The sequence below is a fragment of the Glycomyces lechevalierae genome (assembly GCF_027622945.1).
GTDB lineage: Bacteria > Actinomycetota > Actinomycetes > Mycobacteriales > Micromonosporaceae > Glycomyces > Glycomyces rutgersensis.
In genome coordinates, this window is the sequence record NZ_JAPZVQ010000009.1 from 17,453 (window position 1) to 44,383 (window position 26,931).

General features: G+C 72.6%; 24 protein-coding genes and 1 pseudogene. 14 read left to right on the forward strand and 11 right to left on the reverse strand.

The features are described from left to right. Positions 1-116: 116 nt before the first annotated feature. The 9 genes from ddaH to O2L01_RS15080 all read right to left on the reverse strand — a co-directional run bounded on the left by ddaH (position 117) and on the right by O2L01_RS15080 (position 8,498). Positions 117-965 (reverse strand): dimethylargininase, encoded by an 849-nt coding sequence (gene ddaH, locus O2L01_RS15040; RefSeq protein WP_270122779.1) that lies wholly within the window; start codon positions 963-965, stop codon positions 117-119. 516 nt (positions 966-1,481) lie between these two features. Continuing rightward, on the reverse strand, positions 1,482-1,790 hold the full coding sequence (locus O2L01_RS25685; RefSeq protein WP_374727635.1) for an Rv3654c family TadE-like protein: 309 nt from the start codon (positions 1,788-1,790) through the stop codon (positions 1,482-1,484). A gap of 233 nt (positions 1,791-2,023) precedes the next feature. Next, a complete protein-coding gene (locus tag O2L01_RS15050; protein WP_270122780.1) occupies positions 2,024-2,344 on the reverse strand; it encodes a TadE family type IV pilus minor pilin in 321 nt (106 codons plus the stop codon). A 188-nt stretch (positions 2,345-2,532) separates the two neighbouring features. Then, positions 2,533-2,727 (reverse strand): DUF4244 domain-containing protein, encoded by a 195-nt coding sequence (locus O2L01_RS25690; protein ID WP_270122781.1) that lies wholly within the window; start codon positions 2,725-2,727, stop codon positions 2,533-2,535. A 510-nt stretch (positions 2,728-3,237) separates the two neighbouring features. Then, positions 3,238-3,837 (reverse strand): type II secretion system F family protein, encoded by a 600-nt coding sequence (locus O2L01_RS15060; RefSeq protein WP_270122782.1) that lies wholly within the window; start codon positions 3,835-3,837, stop codon positions 3,238-3,240. Continuing rightward, positions 3,837-4,517 (reverse strand): type II secretion system F family protein, encoded by a 681-nt coding sequence (locus O2L01_RS15065; RefSeq protein ID WP_270122783.1) that lies wholly within the window; start codon positions 4,515-4,517, stop codon positions 3,837-3,839. Before O2L01_RS15065 ends, O2L01_RS15060 begins: the two co-directional genes overlap by 1 nt. A gap of 492 nt (positions 4,518-5,009) precedes the next feature. Next, a complete protein-coding gene (locus O2L01_RS15070) occupies positions 5,010-6,182 on the reverse strand; it encodes a TadA family conjugal transfer-associated ATPase (RefSeq protein WP_270122784.1) in 1,173 nt (390 codons plus the stop codon). Beyond that, entirely contained in the window at positions 6,179-7,345 is a 1,167-nt protein-coding gene (gene ssd / locus O2L01_RS15075) for a septum site-determining protein Ssd (protein WP_270122785.1), read from the reverse strand. Before ssd ends, O2L01_RS15070 begins: the two co-directional genes overlap by 4 nt. A 256-nt stretch (positions 7,346-7,601) precedes the next feature. Further along, positions 7,602-8,498 carry an aldose 1-epimerase family protein gene (locus O2L01_RS15080; RefSeq protein WP_270122786.1) on the reverse strand — a complete coding sequence of 299 codons (897 nt, stop codon included), beginning with the start codon at positions 8,496-8,498 and terminating at the stop codon, positions 7,602-7,604. Positions 8,499-8,854: 356 nt separating this feature from the next. Between O2L01_RS15080 and O2L01_RS15085 the strand changes: the two genes are divergently transcribed. The 3 genes from O2L01_RS15085 (at position 8,855) to serC (ending at position 13,747) form a co-directional block, all read left to right on the forward strand. Beyond that, positions 8,855-9,946, forward strand: coding sequence for a citrate synthase 2 (locus O2L01_RS15085; protein ID WP_270122787.1), 1,092 nt, complete (start codon positions 8,855-8,857; stop codon positions 9,944-9,946). A gap of 175 nt (positions 9,947-10,121) precedes the next feature. Beyond that, a complete protein-coding gene (locus O2L01_RS15090; RefSeq protein WP_270122788.1) occupies positions 10,122-12,149 on the forward strand; it encodes a PIG-L family deacetylase in 2,028 nt (675 codons plus the stop codon). Positions 12,150-12,631: 482 nt separating this feature from the next. Next, positions 12,632-13,747, forward strand: coding sequence for a phosphoserine transaminase (gene serC / locus O2L01_RS15095; protein WP_270122789.1), 1,116 nt, complete (start codon positions 12,632-12,634; stop codon positions 13,745-13,747). Between the two features lie 198 nt (positions 13,748-13,945). Here serC and O2L01_RS15100 read toward each other — a convergent pair whose 3' ends face one another. Continuing rightward, positions 13,946-15,139: a sulfotransferase family protein gene (locus tag O2L01_RS15100; protein ID WP_270122790.1), complete on the reverse strand. Its 1,194-nt coding sequence runs from the start codon at positions 15,137-15,139 to the stop codon at positions 13,946-13,948. Between the two features lie 81 nt (positions 15,140-15,220). Here O2L01_RS15100 and O2L01_RS15105 point away from each other — a divergent pair, with 81 nt between their 5' ends. The 5 genes and pseudogenes from O2L01_RS15105 to O2L01_RS15125 all read left to right on the forward strand — a co-directional run. Next, a complete protein-coding gene (locus tag O2L01_RS15105) occupies positions 15,221-16,132 on the forward strand; it encodes a fructosamine kinase family protein (RefSeq protein ID WP_270122791.1) in 912 nt (303 codons plus the stop codon). A gap of 17 nt (positions 16,133-16,149) precedes the next feature. Continuing rightward, complete coding sequence (gene moaA / locus O2L01_RS15110; RefSeq protein WP_270122792.1) at positions 16,150-17,190, forward strand: GTP 3',8-cyclase MoaA; 1,041 nt, start codon at positions 16,150-16,152, stop codon at positions 17,188-17,190. Further along, positions 17,187-17,432 carry a MoaD/ThiS family protein gene (locus tag O2L01_RS15115; protein ID WP_270122793.1) on the forward strand — a complete coding sequence of 82 codons (246 nt, stop codon included), beginning with the start codon at positions 17,187-17,189 and terminating at the stop codon, positions 17,430-17,432. Before moaA ends, O2L01_RS15115 begins: the two co-directional genes overlap by 4 nt. 133 nt (positions 17,433-17,565) lie before the next feature. Beyond that, positions 17,566-18,765, forward strand: coding sequence for a UvrD-helicase domain-containing protein (locus O2L01_RS15120; RefSeq protein WP_270122794.1), 1,200 nt, complete (start codon positions 17,566-17,568; stop codon positions 18,763-18,765). 242 nt (positions 18,766-19,007) lie between these two features. Continuing rightward, a pseudogene (locus O2L01_RS15125) lies at positions 19,008-20,228 on the forward strand (MinD/ParA family ATP-binding protein); the annotation flags it as partial. Here O2L01_RS15125 and O2L01_RS15130 read toward each other — a convergent pair. Further along, on the reverse strand, positions 20,156-20,815 hold the full coding sequence (locus tag O2L01_RS15130) for a TetR/AcrR family transcriptional regulator (protein ID WP_270122796.1): 660 nt from the start codon (positions 20,813-20,815) through the stop codon (positions 20,156-20,158). The pseudogene O2L01_RS15125 and the gene O2L01_RS15130 sit on opposite strands and share 73 nt — an antisense overlap. 377 nt (positions 20,816-21,192) lie before the next feature. On the opposite strand from O2L01_RS15130, the gene O2L01_RS15135 reads away from it, so the two are divergent. Genes O2L01_RS15135 through O2L01_RS15160 form a run of 6 tightly spaced genes read left to right on the forward strand, consistent with a single transcriptional unit; the run spans position 21,193 to position 26,861 of the window. After that, complete coding sequence (locus O2L01_RS15135; RefSeq protein WP_270122797.1) at positions 21,193-22,461, forward strand: prenyltransferase/squalene oxidase repeat-containing protein; 1,269 nt, start codon at positions 21,193-21,195, stop codon at positions 22,459-22,461. Positions 22,462-22,468: 7 nt separating this feature from the next. Continuing rightward, positions 22,469-23,128, forward strand: a complete 660-nt coding sequence (locus O2L01_RS15140; protein WP_270122798.1) for a hypothetical protein — start codon at positions 22,469-22,471, stop codon at positions 23,126-23,128. Further along, complete coding sequence (locus O2L01_RS15145; protein WP_270122799.1) at positions 23,125-23,355, forward strand: hypothetical protein; 231 nt, start codon at positions 23,125-23,127, stop codon at positions 23,353-23,355. Before O2L01_RS15140 ends, O2L01_RS15145 begins: the two co-directional genes overlap by 4 nt. Then, positions 23,352-24,452 carry a CbiQ family ECF transporter T component gene (locus tag O2L01_RS15150; protein ID WP_270122800.1) on the forward strand — a complete coding sequence of 367 codons (1,101 nt, stop codon included), beginning with the start codon at positions 23,352-23,354 and terminating at the stop codon, positions 24,450-24,452. The genes O2L01_RS15145 and O2L01_RS15150 overlap by 4 nt, the downstream gene beginning before the upstream one ends. Continuing rightward, positions 24,449-26,071 (forward strand): ABC transporter ATP-binding protein, encoded by a 1,623-nt coding sequence (locus tag O2L01_RS15155; protein ID WP_270122801.1) that lies wholly within the window; start codon positions 24,449-24,451, stop codon positions 26,069-26,071. Before O2L01_RS15150 ends, O2L01_RS15155 begins: the two co-directional genes overlap by 4 nt. Next, positions 26,055-26,861, forward strand: coding sequence for an ECF transporter S component family protein (locus tag O2L01_RS15160; RefSeq protein WP_270122802.1), 807 nt, complete (start codon positions 26,055-26,057; stop codon positions 26,859-26,861). Before O2L01_RS15155 ends, O2L01_RS15160 begins: the two co-directional genes overlap by 17 nt. Positions 26,862-26,931: the final 70 nt, after the last annotated feature.

A 26,931-nucleotide genomic window follows, 5' to 3' on the forward strand; every position in this document is an offset into this window, starting at 1 on the left:
CCCCCCCCCCCCCCCCCCCCCAACCCCCCCCCCCCCCCCCCCCCCCGGGCGCCCGCCCCCCCCCCCCCCGCGCCCCCCCCCCCCCACGGTCGGTTCTCGGTACTACTGCGGTCCGGTCACCGGCGCAGTTCGGCGGTGCAGCACTTGACGGAGCCGCCGCCCTTCTTGAGCTCGGAGAGGTCGACGGGGACGGTCTCGTACCCGGCGGCGCGGAGCTTCTCGGCGAAGCCGACGGCCTCGGCGTTGATGACGACGTTGCGGCCGTCCGACACGAAGTTCAGGCCGAACCCGGCGGCGTCCTCGGCGTCGGCGATCACCGCGTCGGGGAAGAGCCGTTCGAGCAGCATGCGGCTGCCCGGGGCGAACGCATCGGGGTAGTAGGCGATGTTGTCGTCGTCGAGGGGCGCGAGCGCGGTGTCGAGGTGGTAGTAGCGGGGGTCGACCAGACGCAGCGAGACGACGGGGCGGCCGAACACGTCGGCGGCCTCGGCGTGGGCGCGGGCGTCGGTCCGGAAGCCCCAGCCGGCGAGGATGAGCTCGCGGCCGGGCAGGTAGGTGAAGTCGCCTTCGCCTTCGTTGATGAACTCGGGCTTGGAGAACTTCCAGCCGGAGGTGCGGTACCACTTCTCGTGGGCGTCGGCCTCGGGGCGGCGTTCGGGGTAGCGGAAGCTCGCGCCGTAGGCGATGCCGTCGACCACGAAGGCGCCGTTGGCGGAGTAGACCATGTCGGGCAGGCCGGGCTCGGGCTCGATGGTGAGGACTTCGTGGCCGAGAGCGGTGTAGGCGTCGGCGAGGGCTTCCCACTGGGCGCAGGCGAGCGTGGCGTCGACGGGGGCGGTCGTGTCCATCCAAGGGTTGATGGCGTACTCGACGGCGTAGTAGGCGGGGCGGCACAAGAGGTACGTGCGGCGGCCGGGCGACCGGGTCGCGGGCGCCGCGGCAGGTGAAGAACTGTGTTTCTCCATGGCGCGAGTTTAGACAGCCGAAAGCCCCGGCACGCAACCCCAGGGCCAAGGACACACCGGAGTGTGACCAACCCACCTCACCAGGCACGTCGCAAGGAGACTCCGAGGCGCCGAAGCCGGCCGCCGCGCCGCTCCGAATCGCTCGGCTCGGCGGCTCGGCGGCTCGGCGGCTCGGCGGCTCGGCGGCTCGGCGGCTCGGCGGCTCGGCGGCTCGGCGGCTCGGCGGCTCGGCGGCTCGGCGGCTCGGCGGCTCGGCGGCTCGGCGGCTCGGCTCCGATGATGATCTCCGCTCCTTCCCGAATGGATCCGGGCCGGGCTCTCTTTTTTGGGGGCCTCCCCCTCCCCCCCACCCACCCACCCCGCCCCCTCGCCCACCCGCCGCCTTCCTGCACGCCAGTTATCGGTTGGTGTCGTTCGTTGTGCCCGGTCCCGGCGGCCTGGCCTTGGCCGCCGGGACCGGTTGCCGCTGTGTACGGGCAGATGCCTGGCCGGCGTGCCCGCTCGCTGCGATGCTGTCTATTCGACCGCTACCGGACCTGCCCGGGATACCGCTCGGGCTGGGCCGAAGGCCGCTGGGAGGCCGTTCGGGGTCTCGTCCACGTGGACCGTCACCTCCAGTTCGTTCACCTCGCATCCTTGGAACTCGGCCTCGGACCGCTCGACCATCTCCTGCGCCGCCGCGCATGCCTCGCCTTCACCGAACAGGACCCGCGCCGCTCCTGCCAGCGCCGCCGCGTCGGCTGCGCCTTGGGCTCGGTGGCGGGCGGCGCTCGCTTGGCCGAGGGCTGTGAAGGCGATCGCCGAGACCAACAGCGCTGCTGTCACTCCGGTTGCGAGGACCGTCGCTGAGCCCCGCTCTTTGTCGGCCGCGGGGCGCCTTGTCGCTGCTTTCGCCTTCTCAAGCTCAGCTCGTGGTGGCGGCTCCGGCTTGCTTCCGGCGGTCGGGCTCGTTGCCGGCTTTCGTTCTTTCTGCATCGGCCGGGTTGTCGCCGGGTCTTGTTCGCTGGCGTTGTCGCGCTGTGCGGCGGTGCCTCGCCTCGGTTCACTCCTTTCCTTTCTCATTGGGGCAGACCCGGTTCCATCGGGGCGGCGGCTTCGGCGGTGATGTCCATCGGCGGTGTCAGCGCGCCGAGCGGCCGCACGGGTGCGGTCACTACCGCGCGGGCGACGGTGTCGTCGCTCGAGACTGCGACCGTTGCGCCGTCGGGCAGATAGGCCGCGGCGACCGCTTGGGCGTCTTCGCCTCTTGCCGCCGCGATCGCCGCGCTGTTGGCGGCGTCGATGGCGCGGACCTTCATGCCGACGGCCGACACCGCCCACAGGCCGAGCGCCAGCACCGCGACCACGGCTGGCAGGACGGCCGCCAGTTCGGCGGTCACGAAGCCGCTCTCGGCTCCTCGGCGCTTGCCGCGGTCCTCGTCCGGTGGTGGTTTTGCGCGGGGGCTCTTGCTTCTTGGTCGGCGTTTCGGCGTTTTCTCCGAGTCTGGTCTTCGGTGGGCGCTCCGGGCCGAGGGAGGCGGCGGGTCCGCTCGGACCTGGTGCTTCGCAGCGGTTCGGTTGGCGGTGTTCATGACAGGGCCCGTTCGATGAGGTCGGACAGCGCGGTCTGGACCGGCCCTGAGGTGAGCACTTTCAGCAGGACGCCGGCGAAGGCCACGGCGGCGAGGGTGCCGACTGCGTATTCGGCGGTGCTCATGCCGCTCTCGCCGCGCACTCTCGAGGCGAATCGGTCGCTCCAGCTCGGTTTCACGGTGGCCCGCATTCGGCCGGGGCTCCATTCGTCCTCGGGCCTCGGCCGCGGGCTCGGGCGGCGCTTCGGGTCGGTCGGGCGCTCGTCGGTGAGGGTCGATGGGCCTGCGGTGATCGGGGTCCGGCTCCGGTTCGAGCCCGGAGACCAGGGCTTGGTCGCGGTTGCGGACGCGACTGCGCTCGTCTGGGGGCTTGTTGCCGGTTGGTCGGTCTTCGGCTGTCGTTCCGACTGGTCGGGCTTGGCTTCCTGGTCCGGTTGTGGGGCGCGCTGGTCGGGGTTTTTCGGTTGGTCGAAGTCGCAGAGGCGGCCGCATGCGGGCCTCGGGTGGGTGCCGCCGGGTTCGCAGGCGGGTTGCCTGCGGCTTTCGGGGCGGCAGGCGGTCTGGCAGGTGTCGGGTCGGGAAGGTGCCCAGTGGTCGCTCCGGTCGCGGCGGGTCGGGAGGGCCATCGTGGTGTGGGTGTTCGCGTGCATCGCGGTTTCCTCTCTTCGGTTGTCGGGCGGTGGTGCCCGGGGACGGTGCGGTCAGAGGCCGGAGGCCAGGGTGTCGGAGACGATGCCGAGCACCACCGGGCTGATTCCGGCGATCACGAAGGCGGGCAGGAAGCACAGGCACAGTGGGCCGACGAGGGCCACTGCGGCGCGTCCGGCGCGTTCTTCGGTTCGGGTGCGGAGTTCGGAGCGGATCGAGGCCGCTAGTTGTTCGAGGCCTGCGGCGATGGCGGCGCCGGAGTCGCCTGATCGGTCGAGTTGGCGGGCCAGGCGTGCGGCGCCTGGCAGTCTGCCGAGTTCGGGGAGTGCTTCGGTGGCGGTGGCGCCGAGGTGGATCGCTCCGGCGAAGCGGTTGAGGCGGTCGCCGATCTCGTGGTCGTCGGCTTCGGCGACGGCGAAAGCGGCCTGCGGGAACGGGGCCCCGGCTCGCATGCAGGCGGCGAGGAGGTCGAGCGTCCAGGGCCAGGACGGGGCGAGCCGGTCGGCGGCGGTTCGCTCGGCGCGGTCCGGGTCGACTCGGAGGAGGCGGGCGGTGAGCCACCAGGCGCCGAAGCCCGCGACGATGCCGGTGATACCGCCGATGGCGAACGCGGTGGCGACGCCCGCGACTGGGCCGACGAGTTTGCGAAGCATCAGGAACTCCTGGAGTTGACGGAGGCGATGAGCGCGCCGGTCCAGGCGAGCCCGGCGGCTTGGAGGGCCATCGCGGTCGCGGCCGCGCCGATGCCGGCTGGGCTGGCGAACAGGAACGCGACGGCTTGGACGCCGAGTGCGACTTCACCGAGGGCGACTCCGGCGACGGGCAGGGCGACGAGGAGCGCGGCGGTCGCGCGGATCGAAGCGGTCTGCGCTCCGGCTCGGGCGGCGGCTTGGTCGTCGTCGTTGAGGTGGTCGGCGAGTCTGCGGCAGAGTTCCGCGGCGGGTGCGCCGAGTTCGGCCGCGATGCGGAGCGCGGCGCGGAGTCGGCGGGCGGTGGCGGTGGCTTCGGCGGGCCATTCGGGTTCGGCTGCGGCGACGGCGTGCGCCGGGTCGGTCCCTGCGGCGAGGTCGGCGGCCAGGTAGGCGACGGTGTCGGCGGCGGCGCGTCGGGCTTCGCGGGTGTGTTTGCGGCGCAGTGCGAGATGCCAGGCGATGACGGCCGCTGCGGTGTAGATCGCGGTGATCGCTGCCGCGGTCGCCGCTGCGAGCGGGCCGAGGCCGCCGTCGTGGCGGAATCCGGCGAGCCAGGCGGCGAGGCCGGCGGTGAGCACGGCCGAGATCGCTGCGGTCGCTTTGGGGCGGTGGGTGACGAGTGCGATGACGATGGCGGTCATGCGGTGTCTCCCTTCGGGTTTCGGCCTGCGGTCCGGTGTTTTCGGGGTGCGATGCGGCCCATCTGCGGGGGCGGGAGGCTCGCTTCCTTGTCGGGTCGTGGAGCCGCGGTGTGTCCACTGCGGCGGATGCGGGCTGGCCAGGTGCAGCGTCGACGGCCGGGAGGTGAAGCGGATGCGGTGGCGATGGTGGTCATGGTCGGCGCTCCCTTATGGGTGATCGGTCGGACTGGGATCCATGGCGGTGGACCGCGATCGGCGGTGAGGTTTCGGTGGGTGGTGGCAGGGTGCCGCAGGTGGAGCGCTGCGGCGGTCGGTTCAGGGGCCTCCGATGTGTGGTTGGCCCGGCGCGGCACCGACGGTCCCGAAACCCCGGCCGGTCCGGGCCGCTTCGGCCTTGACGCGACGGGTGGTTGCTGTCTTGGAGCGGCCGTGACTGTCGATGCGGGCGGGCCTGTGGTTTCGGGTGGGGGTCTTTCGGGCTGACGAAGATGCTCATGCGTTCCGCTCTCTCAGAAGGCGTTCGAGACTCCCGGCGCTCGGGCCCGGCCCGTGGCGGGTCCAGGCGGTGGTGACCGTCGGCTGCGGGTTTCTCGCGTCGCCGGTCTCGATCAGGGCTATCTCGGCCACTTGGCGGCCGGTGCCGTTGCGTCGCAGGTGGATGACGACTCGGAGCGCGGCGACGAGTTGGGCGTGGAGCCCTTCGCGTGGCAGACCGTGCGGGAGGGCGAGGGCTTCGAGTCGCGCGGTCGCGTCGGCGGCCGCGTTGCAGTGCAACGTGCCCGCGCCGCCTTCGTGGCCGGTGTTGAGGGCCCCGAGGAGTTCGATCACCTCGGCGCCGCGGCATTCGCCGACGACGATCCGGTCCGGGCGCATCCGCAGGGACTGGCGGACGAGCGCGGCCAGGTCGACCTCGCCCGCGCCCTCGATGTTCGCCGGGCGCGATTCGAGGGTGAGGGTGTGCGGATGGCCCGGGGCGAGTTCGGCGGCGTCCTCGACGATGACGATGCGTTCCTCCTCGGGCGCGTGCGAGAGCAGGCTCGCGAGGAGCGTGGTCTTACCAGTGCCGGTACCCCCAGTCACGACGAAGGCGAGTCGGGCCTTCACTATGCGCAGCAGCAGATCCGCCATGTCCGCGGTGAGCGTGTCCGCTTCGACGAGCTGGGTGAGCGTGAACGCTTTGGACCGGTGTGTGCGGAAGGACAGGTACGGGCCGCCGGTGGCGATCGGTGCGAGGACGGCGTGGAAGCGGGTGCCGTCCGGGAGGCGCACGTCCGCGTACGGGCTGCCCGCGTCGAGGCGTCGTCCGGCCGCCGCGGCGAGGCGGCAGGCGAGGGAGCGGATCGCGTCGGGTGTGCCGAGGCGGACCGCGACGGGCAGGAGTCCATCTCCGCGGTCGGCCCAGACGCCGCCGGCGCCGTTGACGACGACGTCGGTGACCTCGGGGTCGTCGAGCAGCGGTTGGAGTGGGCCGGCGCCGATGAGGTCGTCGCTCAGGGCCGCCGAGAGTTGCAGCAGCGAGGCCTGGTCGGGCGGCGCGGCTCCGGCGGCGCACAGGGCCTTGACGATGTCCGCTTTGGCCGATCCGCCGGTCCGGGTGCGGTTCGCACCGGGGCGGGTCTGGGCGGCGAGTTGGCGGCGGACGCGGGTGATGAGTTCGAGGTTCATCGGGCCGCACCGGACCGTTCGATGCCGTGGAGGGCGAGTTCGCCGCGTGAGCGCGGGGCGCTGAGGGCTTCGGTGAGGTCGCGGATGCCGCGTCCGACCTTGCCGCGCGGGACGCGGCCTTGGCGCAGGAGGACCGGGAGGCGCCGGTCGGTGGGGACGCTGCCCCACACCGGGGGTTCGAGCCAGTCGGCTTCGCGCGGGCCGTCCCAGGTGACGCCGGCCGGGCGCGGGCGGGCGTCGCCGCGCAGGACGACGCCGAGGTGGGCACTGTGGAGGCCGTAGGCGGCGGTGACGCTGCGGGCGGCCTCCCAGGAGCGGGCGCCGGGGCCGAGGGCGACCGCGATCGAGCGGGCGGCGACGGCCGCTGATGCCGAGGCGTCGGTGCGGGTGCGCGGCAGGTCGATGACGACGAGGTCGGCGGCGAGGCGCGCGGCCCGCAGGACCCGGTCGAACGCGGTGGCGCTCACCTCGGCGGGGTTGTGCGGGTCGGGGCCGATGAGGTGGAGGCCGCCGCGTTTGGGGAGCCCGCCGAGGAGCCGTTCGGGGTCGATGGGGCCGGTGCCGTTCGCGAGCGAGGGCCAGCGCCAGCCGGATTGGGCGGCGAGGCCTGCGGCGGTGTCGATGCCGCCGCCGGTGTGGTCGAGGTCGATGAGGACGGTCTTGCGGTCGTCGCGGGTGCTGTCGGTGGCGGCGGCGAGCGCGAGGGTGGAGGCGCCGGCGCCGCCGTGTCCGGCGACGGTGGCGATGACGGGCGCGGGTTCGACGTCGAGGACGGTGCGGATGAGGAGGTCGGTGAGGAAGTCGTTGGCGTCGGGGAGGGCGACGACGCTGGTGGCCTGCATCTGGATGGCCATGGGCCACAGGAGTGAGGTGTCGTCGGCGTCGCCGCCGAGCCAGGACATGGTGGTGCACATGAGGATCGGGCCGCGGGCGGGGAAGTGGCAGGCGATGCATTCGGGGGCGAGGTCGGGGCCGACGAGGACGAGTGGGGCGCGCTGCCAGTGGCCGGCGGCGTCGCGGGGGTGGTGGACGCGGCGGAGGGGGTGGCCGGCGGTGGCGGCGAGTGGGGTGATGGCTTCGGCGAGGCGGTCGTCGGTGGTGACGAGGAGGGATTCGACGGCGGGTGCGGCGGTGATCGTGGTGCGGTCGAGTGTCGCGGCCATGGCTTGCTCCTACGTTCGGTGATGTTCACGTGCCTTGGAGTAACCATGACCGGTGACGAGGAGGGCCGACAAGGGGCAATGTTGAAGCTGTGGATAACTTCCGGCTTTTCGGATGAATCGGACAGCGTTGGAGGTCAACGTGATTCGGGCTCATGCGTTGCCTGTGGATAACTCGGCGTGTCGTATCCGATGGGGCCTCACATGCAGCGAGGGACCGTCCCGGTGGGACGGTCCCTCGCTTTCGGAGTCGATGCGCCTACTCGGGGCGGATGCCCCAGACGCCGAACCAGGCCTCGCTGGGCGAGAGCTCGATCAGGTCCTCGCCGGTGGCGAGGGCGTTCGGCGGGCAGGTGGTCGGCTCGATGGCGACGGAGCCGCGCTTGCGGTCGCCTTCGAGGCCGTCCGCGGTGTAGATGTGGCACCAGCCGAAGGACTCGTCCATCCACACGGTGACCGCCTGGCCCGAGACCGGGTCGGTCAGCCGCACTTCGGCCTTCCCGTCGGAGCCGCGCTTGAGGTCGCCGTAGCAGTCGTCGATCACCAGGTCCTTGAGGACGGTCGGGTCGTCGAAGTCCGCCGGGCCCGAGCCGACCGGGATGCTCTGCTTGTCGAGCTTGAGCTTCTTGCCGGCCGGGACGTGGAGGGTGGCCTCGTCGATGCGCTCGAGCGAGCCCGGGATGAGGTAGGAGTGGGTGCCGAACCCGAAGGGCGCGGTCTTGTGGCCCGGGTTGGAGACGGTGTGGGCGGCGCGCAGGCCGCCGGGGCCGATCGACCAGCGGGTGCGCAGGTGCAGGGTCCAGGGGTACCCGAGGCGGGCGGGCAGCCGGCATTCGAGGGTGACCGAGGTCTCGGTGACGTCGACGGCGGTCCACTCGGCCCACGCCACGAAGCCGTGGAGCGAGGTGTTCGTCTCGATCTCGTTGATCGGGAGCTGGTACTCGGTGCCGTCGTACGTGTACTTGCCGTCGCGGGTGCGGTTGGGCCAAGGGGCCAGCATGTGGCCGGACCAGCCGGGCGCGAGCTCCTCGTCCCCGTAGGACATGACGACCGGGCGGCCGCGGTAGGTGTACGAGCGCACGCCACCGCCGACAGCGACGATGGTGGCCTCGTGGTCGTTGTAGGCGATCACCCATTGCTCGCCGGACAGCGCCATAGGGGGTACCTCCGTGTCGTTATCGGTGGGCGGGATGTGCTTTGACGTTAGCTCATGTCCAATGACCTGCGGCACGCGTATCGATGTGGGCGAGATCGCAGGAAACCGTTGAAACCAACAAGACCCATTATTGAAACCCTCCCATAAAAAACGTCAAACCAGGACAAACCACCAAGCTCACGATGGTTGTCTCATATTTTGCGCACCTTCTGTACCGCCAACGAGGATCACCCTCGACCCGTGGCCACTTCCGTCGGCCACCGCATTGAGGCACCATTTCCAGATAACTACGAACCGTCGCCTCCCGGAAGCCCCCGGTCGGCAACCACAGGGACAACACACTCAGGAGTACAACGATGTCTGAGTTCAAGCCCGGCCTCGAGGGCGTCATCGCCTTCGAAACCGAGATCGCCGAGCCTGACAAAGAGGGTGGATCGCTCCGCTACCGCGGTGTCGATATCCAGGACCTGGTCGGCCAGAGCACCTACGGCGACGTATGGGGCCTCCTCGTCGACGGCAAGTTCGGCAACGGCCTGCCCGCCGCCGAGCCCGTGCCCGTGCCCGTCTCCTCCGGCGACACCCGCGTCGACGCCCAGGCCGCGGTCGCCATGCTCGCCCCCTACTGGGGCCTGCAGCCGCTGCTCGACATCGACGACGAGACCGCCCGGGACGATCTCGCCCGCGTGTCGGTCACCACGCTGTCGTTCATCGCGCAGTCCGCGCGCGGCTCCGGCCGCCCCGCCGTGCCCCAGTCGGAGATCGACAAGGCCGGCACCATCACCGAGCGCTTCATGCGCCGCTGGCGCGGCGAGCCGGACCCGGCCCACGTCAAGGCCGTCGACACCTACCTGATGTCGGCCGCCGAGCACGGCATGAACGCCTCCACCTTCACCTCCCGCGTCGTCGCCTCCACCGGCGCCGACGCCGCCGCCGCGATCTCCTCCGGCATCGGCGCGCTCTCCGGCCCGCTCCACGGCGGCGCCCCCTCGCGCGTGCTGCACATGATCGAAGGCGTGGAGAAGTCCGGCGACGCCGAGGGGTACGTCAAGAACCTCCTCGACTCCGGCGAGCGCCTCATGGGCTTCGGCCACCGCGTCTACCGCGCCGAGGACCCCCGCTCCCGCGTGCTCCGCGCCGCCGCCAAGGAACTCGGCGCCCCCCGCTACGAGGTCGCCGAGGCGCTCGAGTCGGCCGCCCTGGCCGAGCTCCGGGCCCGCAAGCCCGACCGCGTGCTCGCCACCAACGTCGAGTTCTGGTCCGCGGTGCTCCTCGACTTCGCCGAGGTCCCCGCCGAGCTGTTCACCCCGATCTTCACCTGCGCCCGCGTGGCCGGCTGGAGCGCCCACATCCTCGAGCAGAAGAAGCTCGGCCGGATCGTGCGCCCCTCCGCGACCTACGTCGGCCCCGGCCCCCGCAAGCCCGAAGAGGTCGAGGGCTGGCAGCAGTAGCCGAAGCCTGAAGCGGCCCGCGCCGCCCCGCGAGGGGTGACGCGGGCCGCTTTTCCGCGTCCGGCATGAGGACTCGTCTCATATGGGCGCGTTCGGGATACGATCGTCCGGTCGTGGCGCCGCACCTCCCGCCACCGCACGATCCAACACCCGCACCACCCGAACGGGACGCGCCATGCCCTCCCCCCGGCCCCTGCCGCTGCGCCGCCGCGACCTCCTCGTCGGCGGCATCGCCGGGCTGGCCGTCACCGCCGCGGCCGCCGAGAGCGCGTGGTCGATCCGCGAGGCCGCGAACGGCGACGCGATCCCCGAACCGGTGCGCGGCGTCCCGATCCACATGCAGATCGTCGCCCACCCCGACGACTGCCTCTACTTCGTCAACCCGCGCGTCGCCCGCGTCCTCGCCGACGGCGCCGGCGTCTGCACCGTCGTGCTCACCGCCGGCGAGGCCGACGGCCGCAACTCCTGGGAGACCGCCGCCCCCGCCGACTTCGCCGGGTACGCCGCCGCCCGCGACAACGGCCTGCGCCGCGCCTACGCCCTCATGGCCCTCGGCGACGCCGACGCGCCGTGGGACCGCTACCTCGCCCCGCTCGACTCCGGCCAGGACGTCGAACTCTGCGTCCTGCGTGACAAACCCGAAGTCCACGTCGTCTTCTGCTCACTGTGGACGAACCTCGGGCGCATCACCGGCGAGTTCACACGACTCCTCGCCCTCTGGGAGGGGCGGCTCGACGACTCCCTGGTCCTGCCCCCGACCGACTCGCCCCTCACCGCCGAGTCCACCGTGGACCGGGCGACCGTCCAGGCGACCCTCCTCGAACTGCTCGAGCGGTACGAGCCCGCCGTCGTCAACACCCTCGACCCCGACCCGGACCCGGTCGCCGGCGAACGCCTCGGCGCCGAACAGCCCGGCTACTCCGACCACATCGACCACACCGCCGCCGCCCTCTTCGCCTGGGAAGCCGCGCGCGCCTGGGGCAAGGCCGGCGCCGTCGAAGCCTGGCGCGGCTACTACAACCGCCGCTGGCCCGGCAACCTCGGCGAGGCCGACCTCGAACCCAAAGGCCGGGCGCTCGACGTCTACTCCTGGAACGACGGCGCCGACTGCGGCCTCCCCAGCGGCTGCGGCGACCGCCTCATCGCCGGCCCCGGCGCGGGCACCACCTACGGGCACGCCACCCACCCGCGCTACACCGCCGCCGTGGCCGCCACCGAGATCGACGGCCTCATCCGCCCGGTCGCCGTGCGCGACAACACCGTCCAGGTCCTCGGCGACGACGGCTGGGAAGACCTCGGCGGACCCGACACCCTCCCCTCGCTCGACCTCGCCGGGACGAAGCTCTACGCGATCGCCGCCGAGCACACCCACGATCCGGCCACCCACGTGCGCGACGTCCACTGCTACGACCTCGTCTCCGGCCAATGGCAGCTCCTCGGCAACCCGGCCGGGACCGGCGCCGGCGCCCGCATCGTCGGCCAGGTCGCCGCCGCCGACGACGGCCGCACCGCGCTCGCCTGCGTCCGCGACCTCCACGGCCTCGCCGTGCGGGTGCGGCCCGAAGGCGGCGAATGGTCCGAGTGGACCCGCCTCGACGGACCGGCCGTGCACGACGCGCCCGCCGCGCTCGCCCTCGACGGGGCCTTCACCATCGTCGCCGCCACCCCTGACAATGTGGCCGCCTGGGAAGGCGACGGCGTCGCCTGGGTATCGCGCCAGCTCGATCTCCCCGGCCCCGACGACCTGCCGTTCCTGCCCGCCAGCGCCGTCACCGCCGCGCAGGTGCCCGACGGGCGGGCCGTGCTCGCCTCGCGCGTGGCCGGGTGCAGCGACGTGGCGCTCCACATCGGGCGGGGCGAGGAGTGGACGGGCGTGCGCGTGCCGCTGGAGGGAGGGGTGCTGGCTCCGGCGCTCGCGATCGGGCCGGAGGGCGCGCTCGCGGTGGTGTGCGACGACGGGACCGGGGCGCCGGCGGTGCTTGTGCTCGAGCTGGCGGACCTGGAGTCGGCCGGCACGGGCGGGTTCGGGCTGCTGTCGCGGCCGTGGACGCGGGGTGACGTGACGGTGGTGAAGCGTCCGGCGGCGGCGTTCGGTTCGGACGGTGCGCTGCGGTTGTGGGCGGTCGCGGCGGACGGCGAGCTGTGGACGGCCGAGGCCGAGCCGGGCGGCGAACCGCCCGCGGGCTGGTCCCCTGCGGTCTGACGGGGCGGGCTCGGTCTTGGGCGGTTCGCGGCGGGTCTTCGCGAATCGGACATCGCTAAGCGCCCCCGATTCGATAGTGGCTGAGGGGTACGACATCCCGCGCGGGTGAAGGGCGGCGGGCCGCCGCTCGGGCGAACCTGTGGTGCGGCGGGGCGGCCGGACCAGCGGTGCGCGATGCGGCGCAGTTCGGCGAGGCCTTGCGGCAGGCGCTATCGGGCTGTGCTGCGGGCGGTTGCGCGTCGGCGGTTCTCGATGGCGCGCAGTCGTCGGGCGGGCGCAGTTCGGGCGGGGCCTTGCGGCAGGCGGCGGGCCCGTCTTGCGGGCGGTTGCGCAGGTGTTGGCGGTTCTCGGTGGGTTTCGGTGCCGATCGCGGGGTTGCCGGGCGTGCGATCCCAGTTGGCGGCCGGGCCCGCCCCGGCCGGTCACGGGACCGGAACGCGGGTTTACAGTGAGCCCCAGGACCGACCAGAACGGAGCCGACAGTGACCGACCCGATCACCATCCCCGCAGAGCTGCTGCCCGCCGACGGGCGCTTCGGCTCCGGCCCCTCCAAGGTGCCGACCGAGGCGATGAGCGCGCTGTCCGGACTGGGCAGGTCCGTCATGGGCACCTCCCACCGCCAGAAGGCGGTCAAATCCGAGGTCGGGCGCCTCCGGGCCGGTCTGGCCGAGTTCTTCTCGCTGCCCGAGGGCTACGAGGTCGTCCTCGGCGTGGGCGGCGCGACCGCGTTCTGGGAGGTCGCCGTGTTCGGCCTCATCGAGGACCGCGCGCAGGCCGCCAGCTTCGGCGAGTTCGGCTCGAAGTTCGCCAAGGCCATCAAGATCGCCCCGCACCTGGGCGAGCCGACGATCGTGACCGCCGAGCCGGGCACCGCCGCGTACCTGTCCTTCGAGGACGGCGTGGACGCGTACGCGACCCCGCACAACGAGACCTCGACCGGTGTGGCCGTCGACGTCAAGCGCGTCGCCCACGAGGGGGCGCTCATGCTGCACGACGCGACGTCCGCGGCGGCGGGCCTGCCGGTGGACCTCACCGAGACCGACTGCTACTACTTCGCGCCGCAGAAGGGCCTGGCCTCCGACGGCGGCCTGTGGATCGCGATCATGAGCCCGGACGCGATCGAGCGGGCCGAGCGGATCGCCGCGTCCGGCCGCTACATCCCGGCCTTCCTGGACCTGAAGACCGCGATCGACAACTCGCGCAAGGACCAGACGTACAACACCCCGGCGGTAGCGACCGTGGTGCTCGCGGCCGAGCAGGTCGACGCGCTCAACGCCGCCGGCGGCCTGGACGCGGCCGCGAAGCGCTGCGCCGAGTCGGCCGGGGCCCTGTACTCGTGGGCGGACGCCCGCGAGTTCGCGAACCCGTTCGTGACCGAGCCCGCCCTGCGCTCGAACGTGGTCGCCACGATCGACTTCGAGGGCGTGGACGCGGCCGAGATCGCGAAGGTGCTGCGCGCCAACGGGATCGTCGACACCGAGCCGTACCGGAAGCTGGGCCGCAACCAGCTCCGCATCGCGACCTACCCGGCTGTGGACCCCTCGGACGCGGCCAAGCTGACCGAGGCCATCGACTTCGTGGTCGAGCACCTGAGCTAGTACCACCTCCCGGTTGTGCTGTGCGCCGTCCGGTCGTGCTGATGCAGTTCGGCCGGTCGGGCGGAGCGGCACCCGCATGACGCTCCACCCGACCGCTTCGAACGTATCGGACGGGTACGACAATCCATAAAGACGCAGCTTGCGAACGCAGCGCGGGGTCGGTCCGCTTCGGACCGGCCCCGCCGCGCGTCTCGGGCGCTAGAAGCCGAGGCGGCCGTAGTCGCCGAAGGCCTTCTCGACGTCGTCGAGTTCGATCCCGTAGCGCGACAGGTGGTATTCGTGGGCGCGGCGCATCCCCGGGCGGGCCAGGACCTGCTCGAGGTTGGCCTCCTCCGTCTCGGTCCAGTCCATGCCGAGCCGCGCGAACAGCTTCGGCATCAGACCGTGCGGGTCGGCCGTGAACGAGTGGTACGGCACGTCGACGAAGCGCTCGCGCGAGGCCGCCGAACGCACCGCGCGCGCCTGCGCCACGCCTTTGCCGAAGATGTCGAGCCATTCGGGGCCGATCTTCGAGGCGTCGTACGTGCGGTGGTGCAGTGCCCGCCCGGTCTCCACAAGGGAGCACCAGGAGCCCATGACGGTCGAGGGGTCGCGGTGCATCCACACGATCGTCGCGTCGTCGAAGACCTTGAGCAGCACATCGAGGTTGAACAGGTGGAACGGCGACTTGAGGACCCAGCGCCGGCGCGGCTGGTGCCACTGCAGCACCTGGAGGACGCGTTTGAGGTGCACGTAGTCCTCGGTGTAGTCGCGCTCGTCGACCCAGCGGCGGTAGGCGGGCATCGCCGCGCGGGTGATGAACTGGTACCCGTGCGGCAGCGCGAACACGCACTCTTCGGGCTGCAGCGCGTTCATCGGGTGGATGAGGTCCCACACCGGGGAGGCCTTGCTCGCGAGGGACGCCATCGTCTGGGCGTCCTTGATGAGCTTGTCCCGCAGCTTCGGGTCGATGTCGCCGCGGTGGGTGTTCATGAGCTCCCACATGAGCGGGGCCCGGTTGCCCTCGGGCTGGATGAGGATCTTGTGCGTGACGGTGGTGGCCGTGCGGGGCAGGCCGACGACCACGATGGGGCGCTCGATCGGCTCAAGCGCGATCTCGGGGTGCTCGGCGATGAGGCGCTCGACGCGCAGGTGGTTGGTCATGCGGCGGGTCAGGTCGTCGATGAAGCCCTGCCAGCCGACCATGGAGAGCGTGTCCTGCTTGGCGACCTCGCGGAGGAGGAAGCGGTACGAGTCGACGAACTCCCGCGCCACGGCCGAATCGGCTTCGGCCTGATGCTCGGCGCGGTGGACCATGCGGTCGAAGACACTGTCCACTCGGGAGCGCTGGGACGATACCCGTGGCGCGCTGATGGTGTTGACGGCGGTGAGCCAGCGGGCGGTGCGACGCATGGGTCCTCCAGACCAAAGGGGTTCCAACACGAAGAGTTTTTCATGCCCGGTCGGCCGTTCGCCTTCCGCTACATTGGGTTCGTGGAAGAAGCCCCCGACCTCGAACGCCTGCGCCTGCTGCCCGAGCTCATCGAGCACCAGCGCGTGCGCACCACCCCGGTGAAGGCGAGCGACTTCGCGATGCCGCTGACCGAGCCGCGCCCGTGCCGGGCGACCGCCCAGCGCCTCACCTTCGACGACGGCACCCACCTGTTCGCCAAGCTCGCCGAGCACGCACCCGACGATTACCTTGCGGCCGAAGCGAACGGACTGCGGTGGCTGCGCGAGGCCACCCCCGCGGCCGTCCCGCTCCTGTACGCCGACGAGCGGCTGCTCGTCGAGCCGTGGATCGAACCGGCCGCGCCGACCCGCGAGCACGCCGAGGAGCTGGGCCGCGAGCTCGCGGCCATGCACGACGCCGGCGCGGACCGGTTCGGGGCGCCCTGGCACGGCTATATCGGCGAGACGTTCATGGACAACGAGGAAGCCGAAGGCTCGTGGGCGGAGTGGTACGGCGCCAAGCGGATCGAGCCGTACCTGAAGCCCTCCCGCGACAACGGCGCGCTCGACGCGGCCGACGTGGCCGCCCTCGAAGCCCTGGCCGCGCGCCTGCCCGAGCTCGCCGGACCCGAGGAGCCGCCCGCGCGCACCCACGGCGACCTATGGTGGGGCAACGTGCACTGGGGCGCCGAACGGGCCTGGATCATCGACCCCGCCGCGCACGGCGGGCACCGCGAGACCGACCTGGCGAACCTGCGCCTCTGGGGCGGCGTGCCGATGTTCGAGACCGTCATCGCCGGGTACACCGAGGTGCGGCCGCTCGCCGACGGCTGGGAGGAGCGGACGCCGCTCCACCACCTGTTCCCGCTCCTGGTCCACACGACGCTCTTCGGGCGCGCGTATCGTGACCAATTGCTGGGAAACGTGTCTCACTTTACGAAACTGTCATATTGACGAACTAGGCTCGACGCATGGCAGCACCGACTCCGACCCAGGGGACCGCGGACTCACCGTCCGCGGCGCCGGGCCTGCGCGACCGGCACGGGCGCACCGCCACCGACCTGCGCGTCTCCCTCACCGACAGGTGCAACCTCCGCTGCACCTACTGCATGCCCGAAGCGGGGCTGCCGTGGCTGCCCAAACCCGAGCTGCTCACGGATGACGAGGTCTCGCGCCTCGTCGGCATCGCCGTCCGCGACCTCGGCGTCAACGAGGTGCGCTTCACCGGCGGCGAACCGCTCCTGCGCCCCGGCCTCGTCGACATCGTCGCCGCCGCCGCCGCCCTCGCACCGCGCCCCGAGATCTCCCTGACCACCAACGCGATCGGCCTCGAACGCCTCGCCGGCCCGCTGGTCGACGCCGGACTCGACCGCGTCAACGTCTCCCTCGACACCCTGGACCCGGGCACGTTCAAGGAACTCGCCAAACGCGACCGCCTCGCCGCCACCCTGCGCGGCATCGAAGGCGCGGCCGCGGCCGGACTCGCGCCCGTGAAACTCAACACGGTGCTCATGCGCGGCGTCAACGACGCCGAGGCCCCCGCACTGCTGCGCTTCGCGATCGCGCACGGCTACCAGCTGCGGTTCATCGAGCAGATGCCGCTCGACGCCGCCGGCGTCTGGCGCCGCGACGAGATGGTCACCGCCGCCGAGATCCTCGCGGCCCTCAAAGCCGAGTTCGACCTGGTCCCCGACCCCGCGCACCGCGGCTCCGCGCCCGCCGAGACCTGGCTCGTCGACGGCGGCCCCGCGAAAGTGGGCGTCATCGGCTCGGTCACCCGCCCGTTCTGCGGCGACTGCGACCGCACCCGGCTCACCGCCGACGGCCAGGTGCGCAACTGCCTCTTCGCGCGCGGCGAGACCGACCTGCGCGGACTCCTGCGCGACGGCGCCTCGGACGCCGAGGTCGGCGCACGCTGGCGCGAGGCCATGTGGGGCAAGCTCCCCGGCCACGGCATCGACGACCCGTCGTTCCTGCAGCCGGCCCGCCCGATGTCCGCGATCGGAGGATGAACGTGGTGACCGTGCGGTACTTCGCGGGAGCGAAGGCGGCCGCGGGGATCGGCGAAGAGCAGGTGGCCGCCGCCGACGTCGCGGAATTGAAGGCGGTGCTCGGGCAGCGGCACGGCCCGGTGCTCCACAAGGTGCTCTCGGCCTCGACGCTGCTGGTCGACGGCCTCGCCGCGAAGGATCCGGCGACCGTGCTCCCGGCAGGGGTCACGGTGGAGGTGCTGCCCCCGTTCGCGGGCGGGTGAGGCCGTGACGCGCGGGCGGAGCGGGGCGTGCGCGGGCACGCCGATTCGCGAGGAGGATTCCCGGTTCAGGGCGCGACCCGCCCGGGCGGGAGCCGCTTCGGGGGTCGTGCCGTCTGTCTGCGAGGATGCATAGGTGCGCCGTCCTGATGAACGCAAGCAACCGCAGGTGGCGTCCCCGCTGTTCGAGATCTCGGCCGGCATGCGGACCACCGCCGAGCGGCGCCGCCGCTCGCACCGGTCCCACCACTCCAGGTACGCCCGCGAAGCCGTGCCCATGCCCGAACCGGCGTTGACGACCCGGACGCCTGACCCGTGGCTGGAGTCAGCGCCCCTGCTCACGGGCATGGACGAGGTCGGCGCGGGCCTACTCGACTCCCTGGACGCCATGCAGCGCGTCGCCGCCTCCGCCGGACGCGGCCCGCTGCTCATCAACGCCTCCCCCGGGACCGGCAAGACGCACCTGCTCATCCGCCGCGTCGCCTACCTCGTGCAGGAACTGGGCGTGCCCGCCCGCCAGTGCCTGGTCCTCGCCGCCTCGGCGCCCGGCGCGGCCCGCATCCGCCGCGAACTGGGCGCGCTCATCGGCCGCGAGGCCGCCTCGATCACCATCGCCGAGTTCGACGACTTCGCCGCCGCGAGCCCGCCCGAACTGGGCCACGTCTTCATCGACGACCTGCCGCGCATGCCGATGCGGCTGTTCCGCCAGGTCACCGAGCACCGCGGGGCCGAAGCGGACATCACCGCCACCGGCGACCCCGACTCGGCCCTCGTCTCCGGCGAGCCGGCCGCGTTCGCGGCCTTCGCGGAGCAGTTCCCGCAGGCGCACGTCATGCGGCTCTCGCGCAACCACCGCAGCCCGGCCGCCGTGCTCGTCGCCGCGTCGCAGGTGATCGAGCCGATCAGCCGCGTCCCCGGCCGGCTCGTGCAGCCCGAGCGCCCCGCGCTCGAAGGCTCGGGGATCGGCCGCTGCTTCGCGGTCGACGACGAGGACGAGAAGCGGTTCGTGGAGGACCTGACCGACCGTCTCGTCGAGCTCGGCGTCGCGCCGGAGGACTTCGCGGTGATCGGCCCGGACGGCATGAGCGTCGCCGAAGCCGCCGACGGCGAGTTCCGGGTGGTGTGCCTCACCGGGATGACCGCGGAGGCCTGGCCGAACACGGCCGCGGCCCGCCGCGAGCTGTACGTCGCGCTCGGACGCACCCGCGATCTCGCCTACGTGAGCCATACCGGCGCGGGATCGCCGCTGCTGGCCGATGTGGACCAAGGGCTCTTCAGTCCATTCGGGATGGTGCCGCAAGACCGTTCGGGCCCTGAGCAGCCGCGACTGCTGTGAGGCCGCGAGCGGGAGCCGAGCCGAGTTCCCACGCGATGACAGGCGTATGGGCCACAATAGTCGGGTAACCGCACTCTGACGCTGAGCGCATCCGCGCGCTGGGAGGCCCGATGGAGCACACCGAAGAGGACACCGTTCCTCTGCACCGGCCGGATGCTCCAGGGTGGTCTCCGTTCGCACCGCCTGAAGTGAACGAGCAGTACCGTCACGCGTCTTCGGAAGTGCACGACCAGCACAGCGCCCCTGAGGACGTCATGAACCAGCCGTACACCGCCGGTCCCGAATCGGTCCGCAACCCCCGCCAGGGCGACCACGTGCCGAGCGCCGCGCCGCCGCCCGCGACCGCGATGCCCGGCGGCGAGCCCGCGCCGTACCAGTCGCAGCAGGGCGAGGCCTGGCCCGCGCCGCCGGCGCCGTCCGAGGCGCCCGTGCCGAGCCGCCAGTTCGCAGGACCCGTGGACGCGCCGCAGACGCCGCCCGCGCACGTCCCCGTCCCGGTGTTCCCCGACCACGCCGGCGCGCTCGAACGCCTCGGCGTGACCGCCGACGACTTCTCGTCCCGCCGGGTCGTGCCGCCGCGCCCGCCCGTGGCCGAGACCGGCCTGCGCGGCGCGCTCCACCGGTTCAGCCTCGGCATGGTCGCCCTGCCGCCCGGCCCGCGCGAACGCGCCCGCCAGCGCGCGGTCGACACCGTGCGCCGCAACTTCGGGGGCCTGCGGCAGATCACCGTCGTCAACCCGAAGGGCGGCGCGGGCAAGACCGTCGCGGTCCTCATGCTGGCCATGACGTTCGGCCGCCACCGCGGCGGCTATGTGCTGGCCTGGGACAACAACGAGACGCAGGGGACGCTGGGCATGCGCGCCCAGCAGGACTTCCACGTCCGTACCGTTCGCGATCTGCTGCGGGACCTCGACCACTTCCGGGGCCCGACCGGGCGCATCGGCGACCTCTCGCAGTACGTGCGGGCCCAGGGCGGTGCGATGTTCGACGTGCTCGCCTCGGACGAGTCGGCGACGGCCGGGGAGATGCTGACCTCGCAGGCGTTCGGCGATCTGCGTGAAGCGGTCTCGCGGTTCTACAAGCTCATCGTCGTGGACACCGGCAACAACGTGCGGGCGGCGAACTGGCAGTCGGCGATCGACGCGACCGACCAGCTGGTGGTGACGATGTCGGCCCGGAACGACTCGGCGGAGACCGCCGCGCGGATGCTCGACCATCTGGAGCAGACCGGCCGCCGCGACCTGGTGCGCGGCGCGGTGTCGGTGGTGTCGATGCCCGCCCACCGCAAGGACGTGGACCTGCCGGCGGTGCAGCGGCACTTCGCGGCCCGCACACGGGCGGTCCTGCTGGCGCCGTACGAGAAGCTGCTCGACTCGGGCGAGCCGATCCGCTACGACTCGTTGAGCAAGGCGTCGTCGGCGGCCTGGCTGCGGATCTCCTCGGCGGTCGCCGAGGGCCTGTAGGCCGCGATCAGCGCGACCATGCCGGCCGCGGCGTCGGCCAGGCGGCGGTCGTCCTCGTCGGCGTGGCCGAGGACGAGCGCGCCCTGGACGAACACGAGGACGGTGCGGGCCAGCCGGTCGGGGTCGGCGTCGGGATCCATCTCGCCGCGCTCGACCGCCCGTGCCAGGATCGCGGCGAGATCGCGTTCGAGCTCGGTCCAGGCCTCCTGGACGCGGCGCATCGTGGCGGGGTCGTCGGCGAGCTCCACCGCGGCGCGCACGACGAAGCCGCCTTCCTTGGAGTGGCGGGCGACGACGTCGAGCAGGTCGCCGACGACGCGCGGCGCGTCCACCCGCTCGTCGTCCTTGCGCTCGAGGGCGCGATGGGCGATCGAGCGCAGCTCGGGCTCGGTGTCCTCCCGGTAGCGGCCCAGTGCCGTTATGTAGAGCTGGTGCTTGGAGCCGAAGGCGGCGTAGAGCCCGGCGCGGTTCATGCCGGTCGCCGCGACGAGGTCCGACATGGAGGTGGCGGAGAACCCGCGCTCCAGGAAGACCCGTGTCGCAGCGCGCAGAACTCTGTCCAAATCGGCGTTCTTATTTCTGCTCACGTTGTGCACCGTATCGACACCCGGTGCTACGGGTCAATAACCGCAAGGCGAGAGTTCACTCGCGTGGCGCGAGTGAACGGCTGCACTGCGCGACCGGTCAGCTTGACACCCAGCGAATCCACCCGCGAGAATGAGGCCCAAACTGAACAGGCGCCAGGCGGGGGAAGTCCGGTGAAAGGCCGGCGCTGACCCGCAACGGTAGTCGCGGTTCGTAACTCGAACAACCGCCGAGCACCCTTCGATTCCGCTCGGTCCACCCGCGTGAGCCCGAATGCCCGCCGACGCCATCCGAATTGTCAACGCCTGTCGTGGTCTACAGGCGCTTGCGGCGCCGCCGCCTGCCCGAAGACCCACTCGCTCTAGGAAAGGTCAGGCAATTGCGCCACCTGCCCGCCCGACTGCTGGCCGCCGCCGCGGTCGTGCCCATCACCGTCTTCGCCTCCGCCGCACCGGCTGAGGCCCAGGAAGCCCCGTTCGCGCAGCCCGCCCAGGCCGCCGCGTCCTGGCTCGTCGGCCAGTCCGACGGCACCTCTTGGAACGGCGGGGACGTCTCGTCCTCGCTCGACGCCGTCATCGCCCTGGAGGCCGCCGGTGTCGGCGGCGACCAGGTCCAGGCCACCCTCGAATGGCTCAACAGCAACGAGACGCTGACCCCGTACGTGCTCCCGACCGCCGACGGCGCGACCGAGCCCGCGCTGAACGCCGGCGCGGCCGGGAAGGTCATGTACGCCGTCGCCACCGCCGGCGGCGACCCGACGAACTTCGGCGAGATCCGCCTCGCGGACCAGGTCACGGCCTCGCAGACCGCGAACGGGACCTACGGCGACGGGACCGCCCCGTCGACCGCCTGGGCCGTGCTCGGCCTCTCGCGCACCGACACCCCGGCCGGCGCGGAGGCCGCTGCGGGCCTCACCGCGGTCCAGTGCCCCGACGGCGGCTTCAACTACGCCGACGTCGACGGCGGCGACGACTGCGTCTCCGACCCGGACACGACCGGCCTGGTCGCTTCGGCGCTCGCGACGCTCGGCGACGCCGGCGCCGACCCGCTGACCTCCGCCGTGAAGTGGCTGGAGGGCGCGCAGGCCGAGGACGGCGGGTTCGACAACGGCTTCGGCGAGAACGCGAACTCGACCGCGATGGCCGCGCAGGCGTTCCTCGCTGCCGACCGGGCCGACGCCGCCGAGCGCGCCGTCGCGTTCCTCATCGGGCTCCAGTTCGACTGCACCGCCGACCAGCCGGGCGCGATCATGTACACCGACCCGGAGGACCCGGAGTTCGGCGAGGCCTCGCGCCTGCTCGCGACCGCGCAGGCGATCGTGCCGATCGCGGGCCAGGACCTCGCGAACCTCGACGCCACGGGCATCGAGGCCACCGTGCCGGGCACGGACTGCGAGAGCGCCGACGCCGGTGGCGACGCCACCGCCGAGGCGAGCGACGACGAGGGCTCGACCTCGTGGCTGCCTTGGGCGATCGGCGCCGCCGTGGTGGTGCTGGCCGCGCTGATCATCGGCTTCGCGCTGAAGTCCCGCAAGGGCGGGACTGAGGCGGGCGCGGCTCCGGCCGAGGACGCCGCCCCGGCGGACGAGCCGGAGACCGGCGACGCGGACGGCGAAAGCACCGACACCGACGGCACCGACAAGCAATAGTCGGCACGTGTCCCGAAGCGAACGAAACCCAGGCAGCGCCCGCCGATCCGGCGGGCGCTGCCTGCGCACCCTCGACTGTTCGTCCACCTGCCGCTCCCGCCTCGCCGCGTTCGCGGCCTCGCTGCTCTCGGCGCTGTTCGTCTTCGCGTTCCCGGCCGCACCAGCGGCGGCGCATGACGGCTGTTCGGACGTGACCGTGGTGGTGGACTTCGGGGCGCTCGCCGCCGATCCCGCCACCGGATGCGCCGCCGATCCCGCGAACGGCCTCGACGCGCTCGCGGGGGCCGGGTTCTCGGTCACCGAGGTCGCCTCGATCCGCGGCATGGTGTGCCGGATCGACGAACTCCCCGAATCCAATTGCGGCGCAGCGCCTCCCGCGAAGGAGTACTGGTCGTACTGGCGCGCCGACTCCGGCGACGCCGACTGGGCCTACTCGCCCGTGGGCGGCGCCGACGCCCACCCCGAGGCCGGGGACGTCGAAGGCTGGGTCTTCGGCGACGGCTCGACCCCGCCCGCGATCGCGCCCGACGACGCCGCCGCCTCGACTGAAGGGCAAGGCCCCGACGCCGAGGACGAGGCCTCGTTCACCTGGATCATCGCGGTCGCCGCACTCGCCGTCATCGCCGCGCTCGTGATCTGGCGCATGCGCCGCGACCGGCGCGCGTGACCAGGCTCGGGGCCGCGATGCTCATGTTCACCGACGTGCACGAAACGGCCGCGAACGTCGCCGTCGGGGCGCCCGCAGACGGGCGGGCCGAGCTCGAATTCACGATGCGTGCGAACGGCGGCGCCCGCGTCGCCCCGAACGCCTCGGCCGCACTCGTCGTCGGCGACTTCCACACCCGAACGACCGGCCCCGGCCGACGGTCCGACCCGTCCCGGCGGCGTGCATGACGAACCCGGTCCGCCGCACCACCCACCCCGTCGCCTGGTGGGGCTGGGCGCTGTTCCTCGCGACCGCCGCCGGGCGCACCGGGAACCCGTGGCTGCTGCTGCTCATCATCGCCGTCGCAGGGCTCGTCGTCACCTGGTGCCGCGGGTCCGAACCCTGGTCGGGCGCGTACCGCGTCTTCCTCTTCATCGGGCTCAGCGCGATCGCGGTCCGCATGGCGTTCTACGTCGTCTTCGGCGGCTCCGACGGCCCGACCGTCCTCTTCTCCCTGCCCTCCGCGACCCTCCCCGCCTGGGCGGCCGGGTTCCGGCTCGGCGGCGACGTGACCGCCGAAGGCGCACTCGCCGCCGCCTACGACGGCCTGCGGCTCGCCACGCTCCTCATCTGCGTCGGCGCGGCGAACGCCCTCGCGAGCCCCCGGCGGCTGCTCCGCTCGGTCCCGGCCGCGCTGTACGAGGTGAGCGTCGCGGTCGTCGTCGCGCTGTCCGTCGCGCCCCAGCTCGTCGAGAGCGTCGGCCGCGTCCGCCGGGCGAGGGCCTTGCGCGGCAACACGAGTCGCAGCCCCGCGAACCTCATGCGCACGGTGGTCTCGCCGATCCTGCACGACGCGCTCGACCGGTCGCTCGCGCTCGCCGCCGCGATGGCCTCACGCGGGTACGGCCGCGCCACCGGCATTCCGGCCCCGGCCCGGCGCGCCACCGAAGCGTCACTCCTCATCGGACTGATCGGGTTGTGCGCGGGCGCCTATGCGCTCCTCGGGGCGGCGACGCCCGCGCCGCTCGCGTGGGCCACCGTCGCCGTCAGCGCCGGGATCGCGGTCTTCGGGATCGCGTTCGCCTCCAAGCGGGTCCCGCACACGCGCTACCGGCCCGACCGCTTCGGCGCGCGCGACTGGGCGGTCGTCGCCTCGGGCGCCGCGGCCGTCGTCGGCACTGTCCTTAGTGGTGCATCTTTTGCGAGCGCTGTCGAGTCGGCGGCGCTGTGGCCCGCCACGAACCCGCTCACGGTGCCCGACCTGCCGATGTGGGCCGCGGGCGGCATCCTCCTGGCCGCCGCGCCCGCGCTGCTCGTGCCGTCCTCAAGAGGAGGAACACCATGAACGGGATCGCCTTCGACCGCGTCTCCTTCGCCTACACGGGGAGGCCCGTCCTCGACGACGTCTCCTTCGACCTCCCCGAAGGCGAGTTCTGCCTGCTCGTGGGACCCACGGGCGCGGGCAAGTCGACGCTCCTCAAGACCGTCAACGGGCTCGTGCCGCACTTCACCGGCGGCACGATCTCCGGGCGGATCACCGTGGCGGGCCGGGAGGTCCACGGCTCGACTCCCGCCGACCTGGCCGACCTCGTCGGGTACGTCGGCCAGGAACCCTTGGCGGGCTTCGTGACCGACGAGGTCGAACGCGAACTCGCCTACACCGCTGAGCAGCTGGGCGTCGACCCCGCCGCGATGCGCAAGCGCGTCACCGAGATCGTCGACCTCCTCGGCCTCGCCGACGTGCGCGACCGCGACCTCGCCGCCCTCTCCTCCGGTCAGCGCCAACGGGTCGCGATCGGCGCGGCCCTCGTCGCGGGGCCCGCCGCGCTCGTCCTCGACGAGCCGACCTCAGCGCTCGACCCGACCGCCGCCGACGAGGTGCTCTCCGCGCTCCACCGGCTCGTGCACGACCTCGGCGTCACCGTGTTCCTCGCCGAGCACCGGCTCGAACGCGTCGCCCAGTACGCCGATTCGGCGCTGCTCCTCAACAGCGGCAAGGTGACCGCCGGCCCGGTCGGCGAGGTCCTGGCGGTCTCGCCGGTCGCCCCGCCCGTGGTGGACCTCGGTCGCCTCGCCGGATGGCCCGGACCGCCCGTCACCATCAGGGAAGCCCGCAGGCACGCCGCCGGACTGCGCGAAACGCTCGCCGGCCTGGTCCCCGCCTCGGTCGTCGAGACCCCGACCGGCCCGCCGCTGCTCGAAGCGCGCGGCGTCACCGTCGACTACCCGGGCGGCGTGCGCGCCGTCAACGGCACCGACCTCGTCGCCGGACGCGGCGAACGCATCGCCCTCATGGGCCGCAACGGATCCGGCAAGTCCAGCCTCCTCTGGGCCCTGCAGGGCACCGGGAGACGCTCGGGCGGCACGGTCGCGATCGCCGGGACCGACCCCGCGACCCGCAAGCCCGCCGAGCGCCGCACCCTCGCCGGACTCGTGCCCGCCGAACCCGCCGACCTCCTCTACGCCGAGACCGTCGCGGCCGAATGCGAAGGCGCCGACCGCGACGGCCGCGCCCCGAACGGCACCTGCGCGAAGATCCTCGCCGACCTCGTGGAGGGCGTCGCCGCCCAGGCCCATCCCCGCGACCTCTCCGAAGGCCAGCGGCTCGCGCTCGCCCTCGCCGTGACCCTCACGGCCGCACCGCCACTGCTGCTCCTGGACGAGCCGACGCGCGGCCTCGACTACCCCGGCAAGGCCGCCCTCGCGAACCGCCTCGGCCGCCTCGCCGAAGCCGGGCACTGCGTGGTCGTCTCCACCCACGACGTCGAGTTCGGCGCGGACTTCGCGAGCCGCGTCGTGATCCTCTCGGACGGCGAAGTGGTCGCGGACGGCCCTGCACGGCAGATCCTCTCGGCCTCCCCGATGTTCTCCCCGCAGGTCGAGAAGGTCCTGCCCGGCTGGCTCACGGTCGCCGAAGTCGCTGCGGCCCTCGGGAACGGGACCGGCGATGACAAGGACGACTGAGACGCCTGCGACGAGGCCGCGCCCGGCCGTGCGGTGGAAGGCCGTGCTGTCGCTCGCGCTCGCCGCCGGGTTCGGGCTGGTCGCGATGTCTTGGCCGCTGCTCGCGTCCCCGGGCGGGGCGCTCACCGAGACCACTTCGGGCCCTTGGCTGTTCGCGCTGCTGCTGCCGCTCGTGACGGCGGTCGTGCTGCTGCAGTTGACGGACGGCGGGCTCGACGCCCGCGCGGTCGCGATGCTCGGGGTGCTCTCGGCCGTGGTCGCGGCGGTGCGGCCGTTCGGGGCGGGCGCGGCCGGAGTCGAGACGGTGTTCTTCCTGCTCATCCTGGCGGGCAGGGTGTTCGGGCCGGGGTTCGGGTTCATCCTGGGCTGCACGGGACTGTTCGCGTCGGCGCTGCTCACGGGCGGGGTCGGGCCGTGGCTGCCGTACCAGATGTTCGCGGCGGCGTTCGTCGCGCTCGGCGCGGGCCTGCTGCCGGGGACGCCGGAGACGCGGGCGGGCCGGACGACCGAGCTCGCGATCCTGGCGGTCTACGCGGCGTTCGCGTCGCTGCTGTACGGCCTGCTGCTCAACTTGTCGTTCTGGCCCTTCGCGATCACGCACGGGAACCTCGCGTACGTGCCCGGCGGCGGCTTCAGCGAGAACCTGTCGCGGCTGCTCGCGTACTCGCTCGCGACCTCGCTGGGCTGGGACATCGGCCGGGCGATCACCACGGTCGTGCTGGTGCTCTTGACCGGCCCGCTCCTGCTGCGCGTCATGCGGAGGACCGCCCGGAAGGCGAACTGGGCCTGATCGGAGTCGGGACGAAACCCCTGCTCAGCGGCGTCATTTCGGCATTACTTCGCGTCGCCGAAAGGTAACC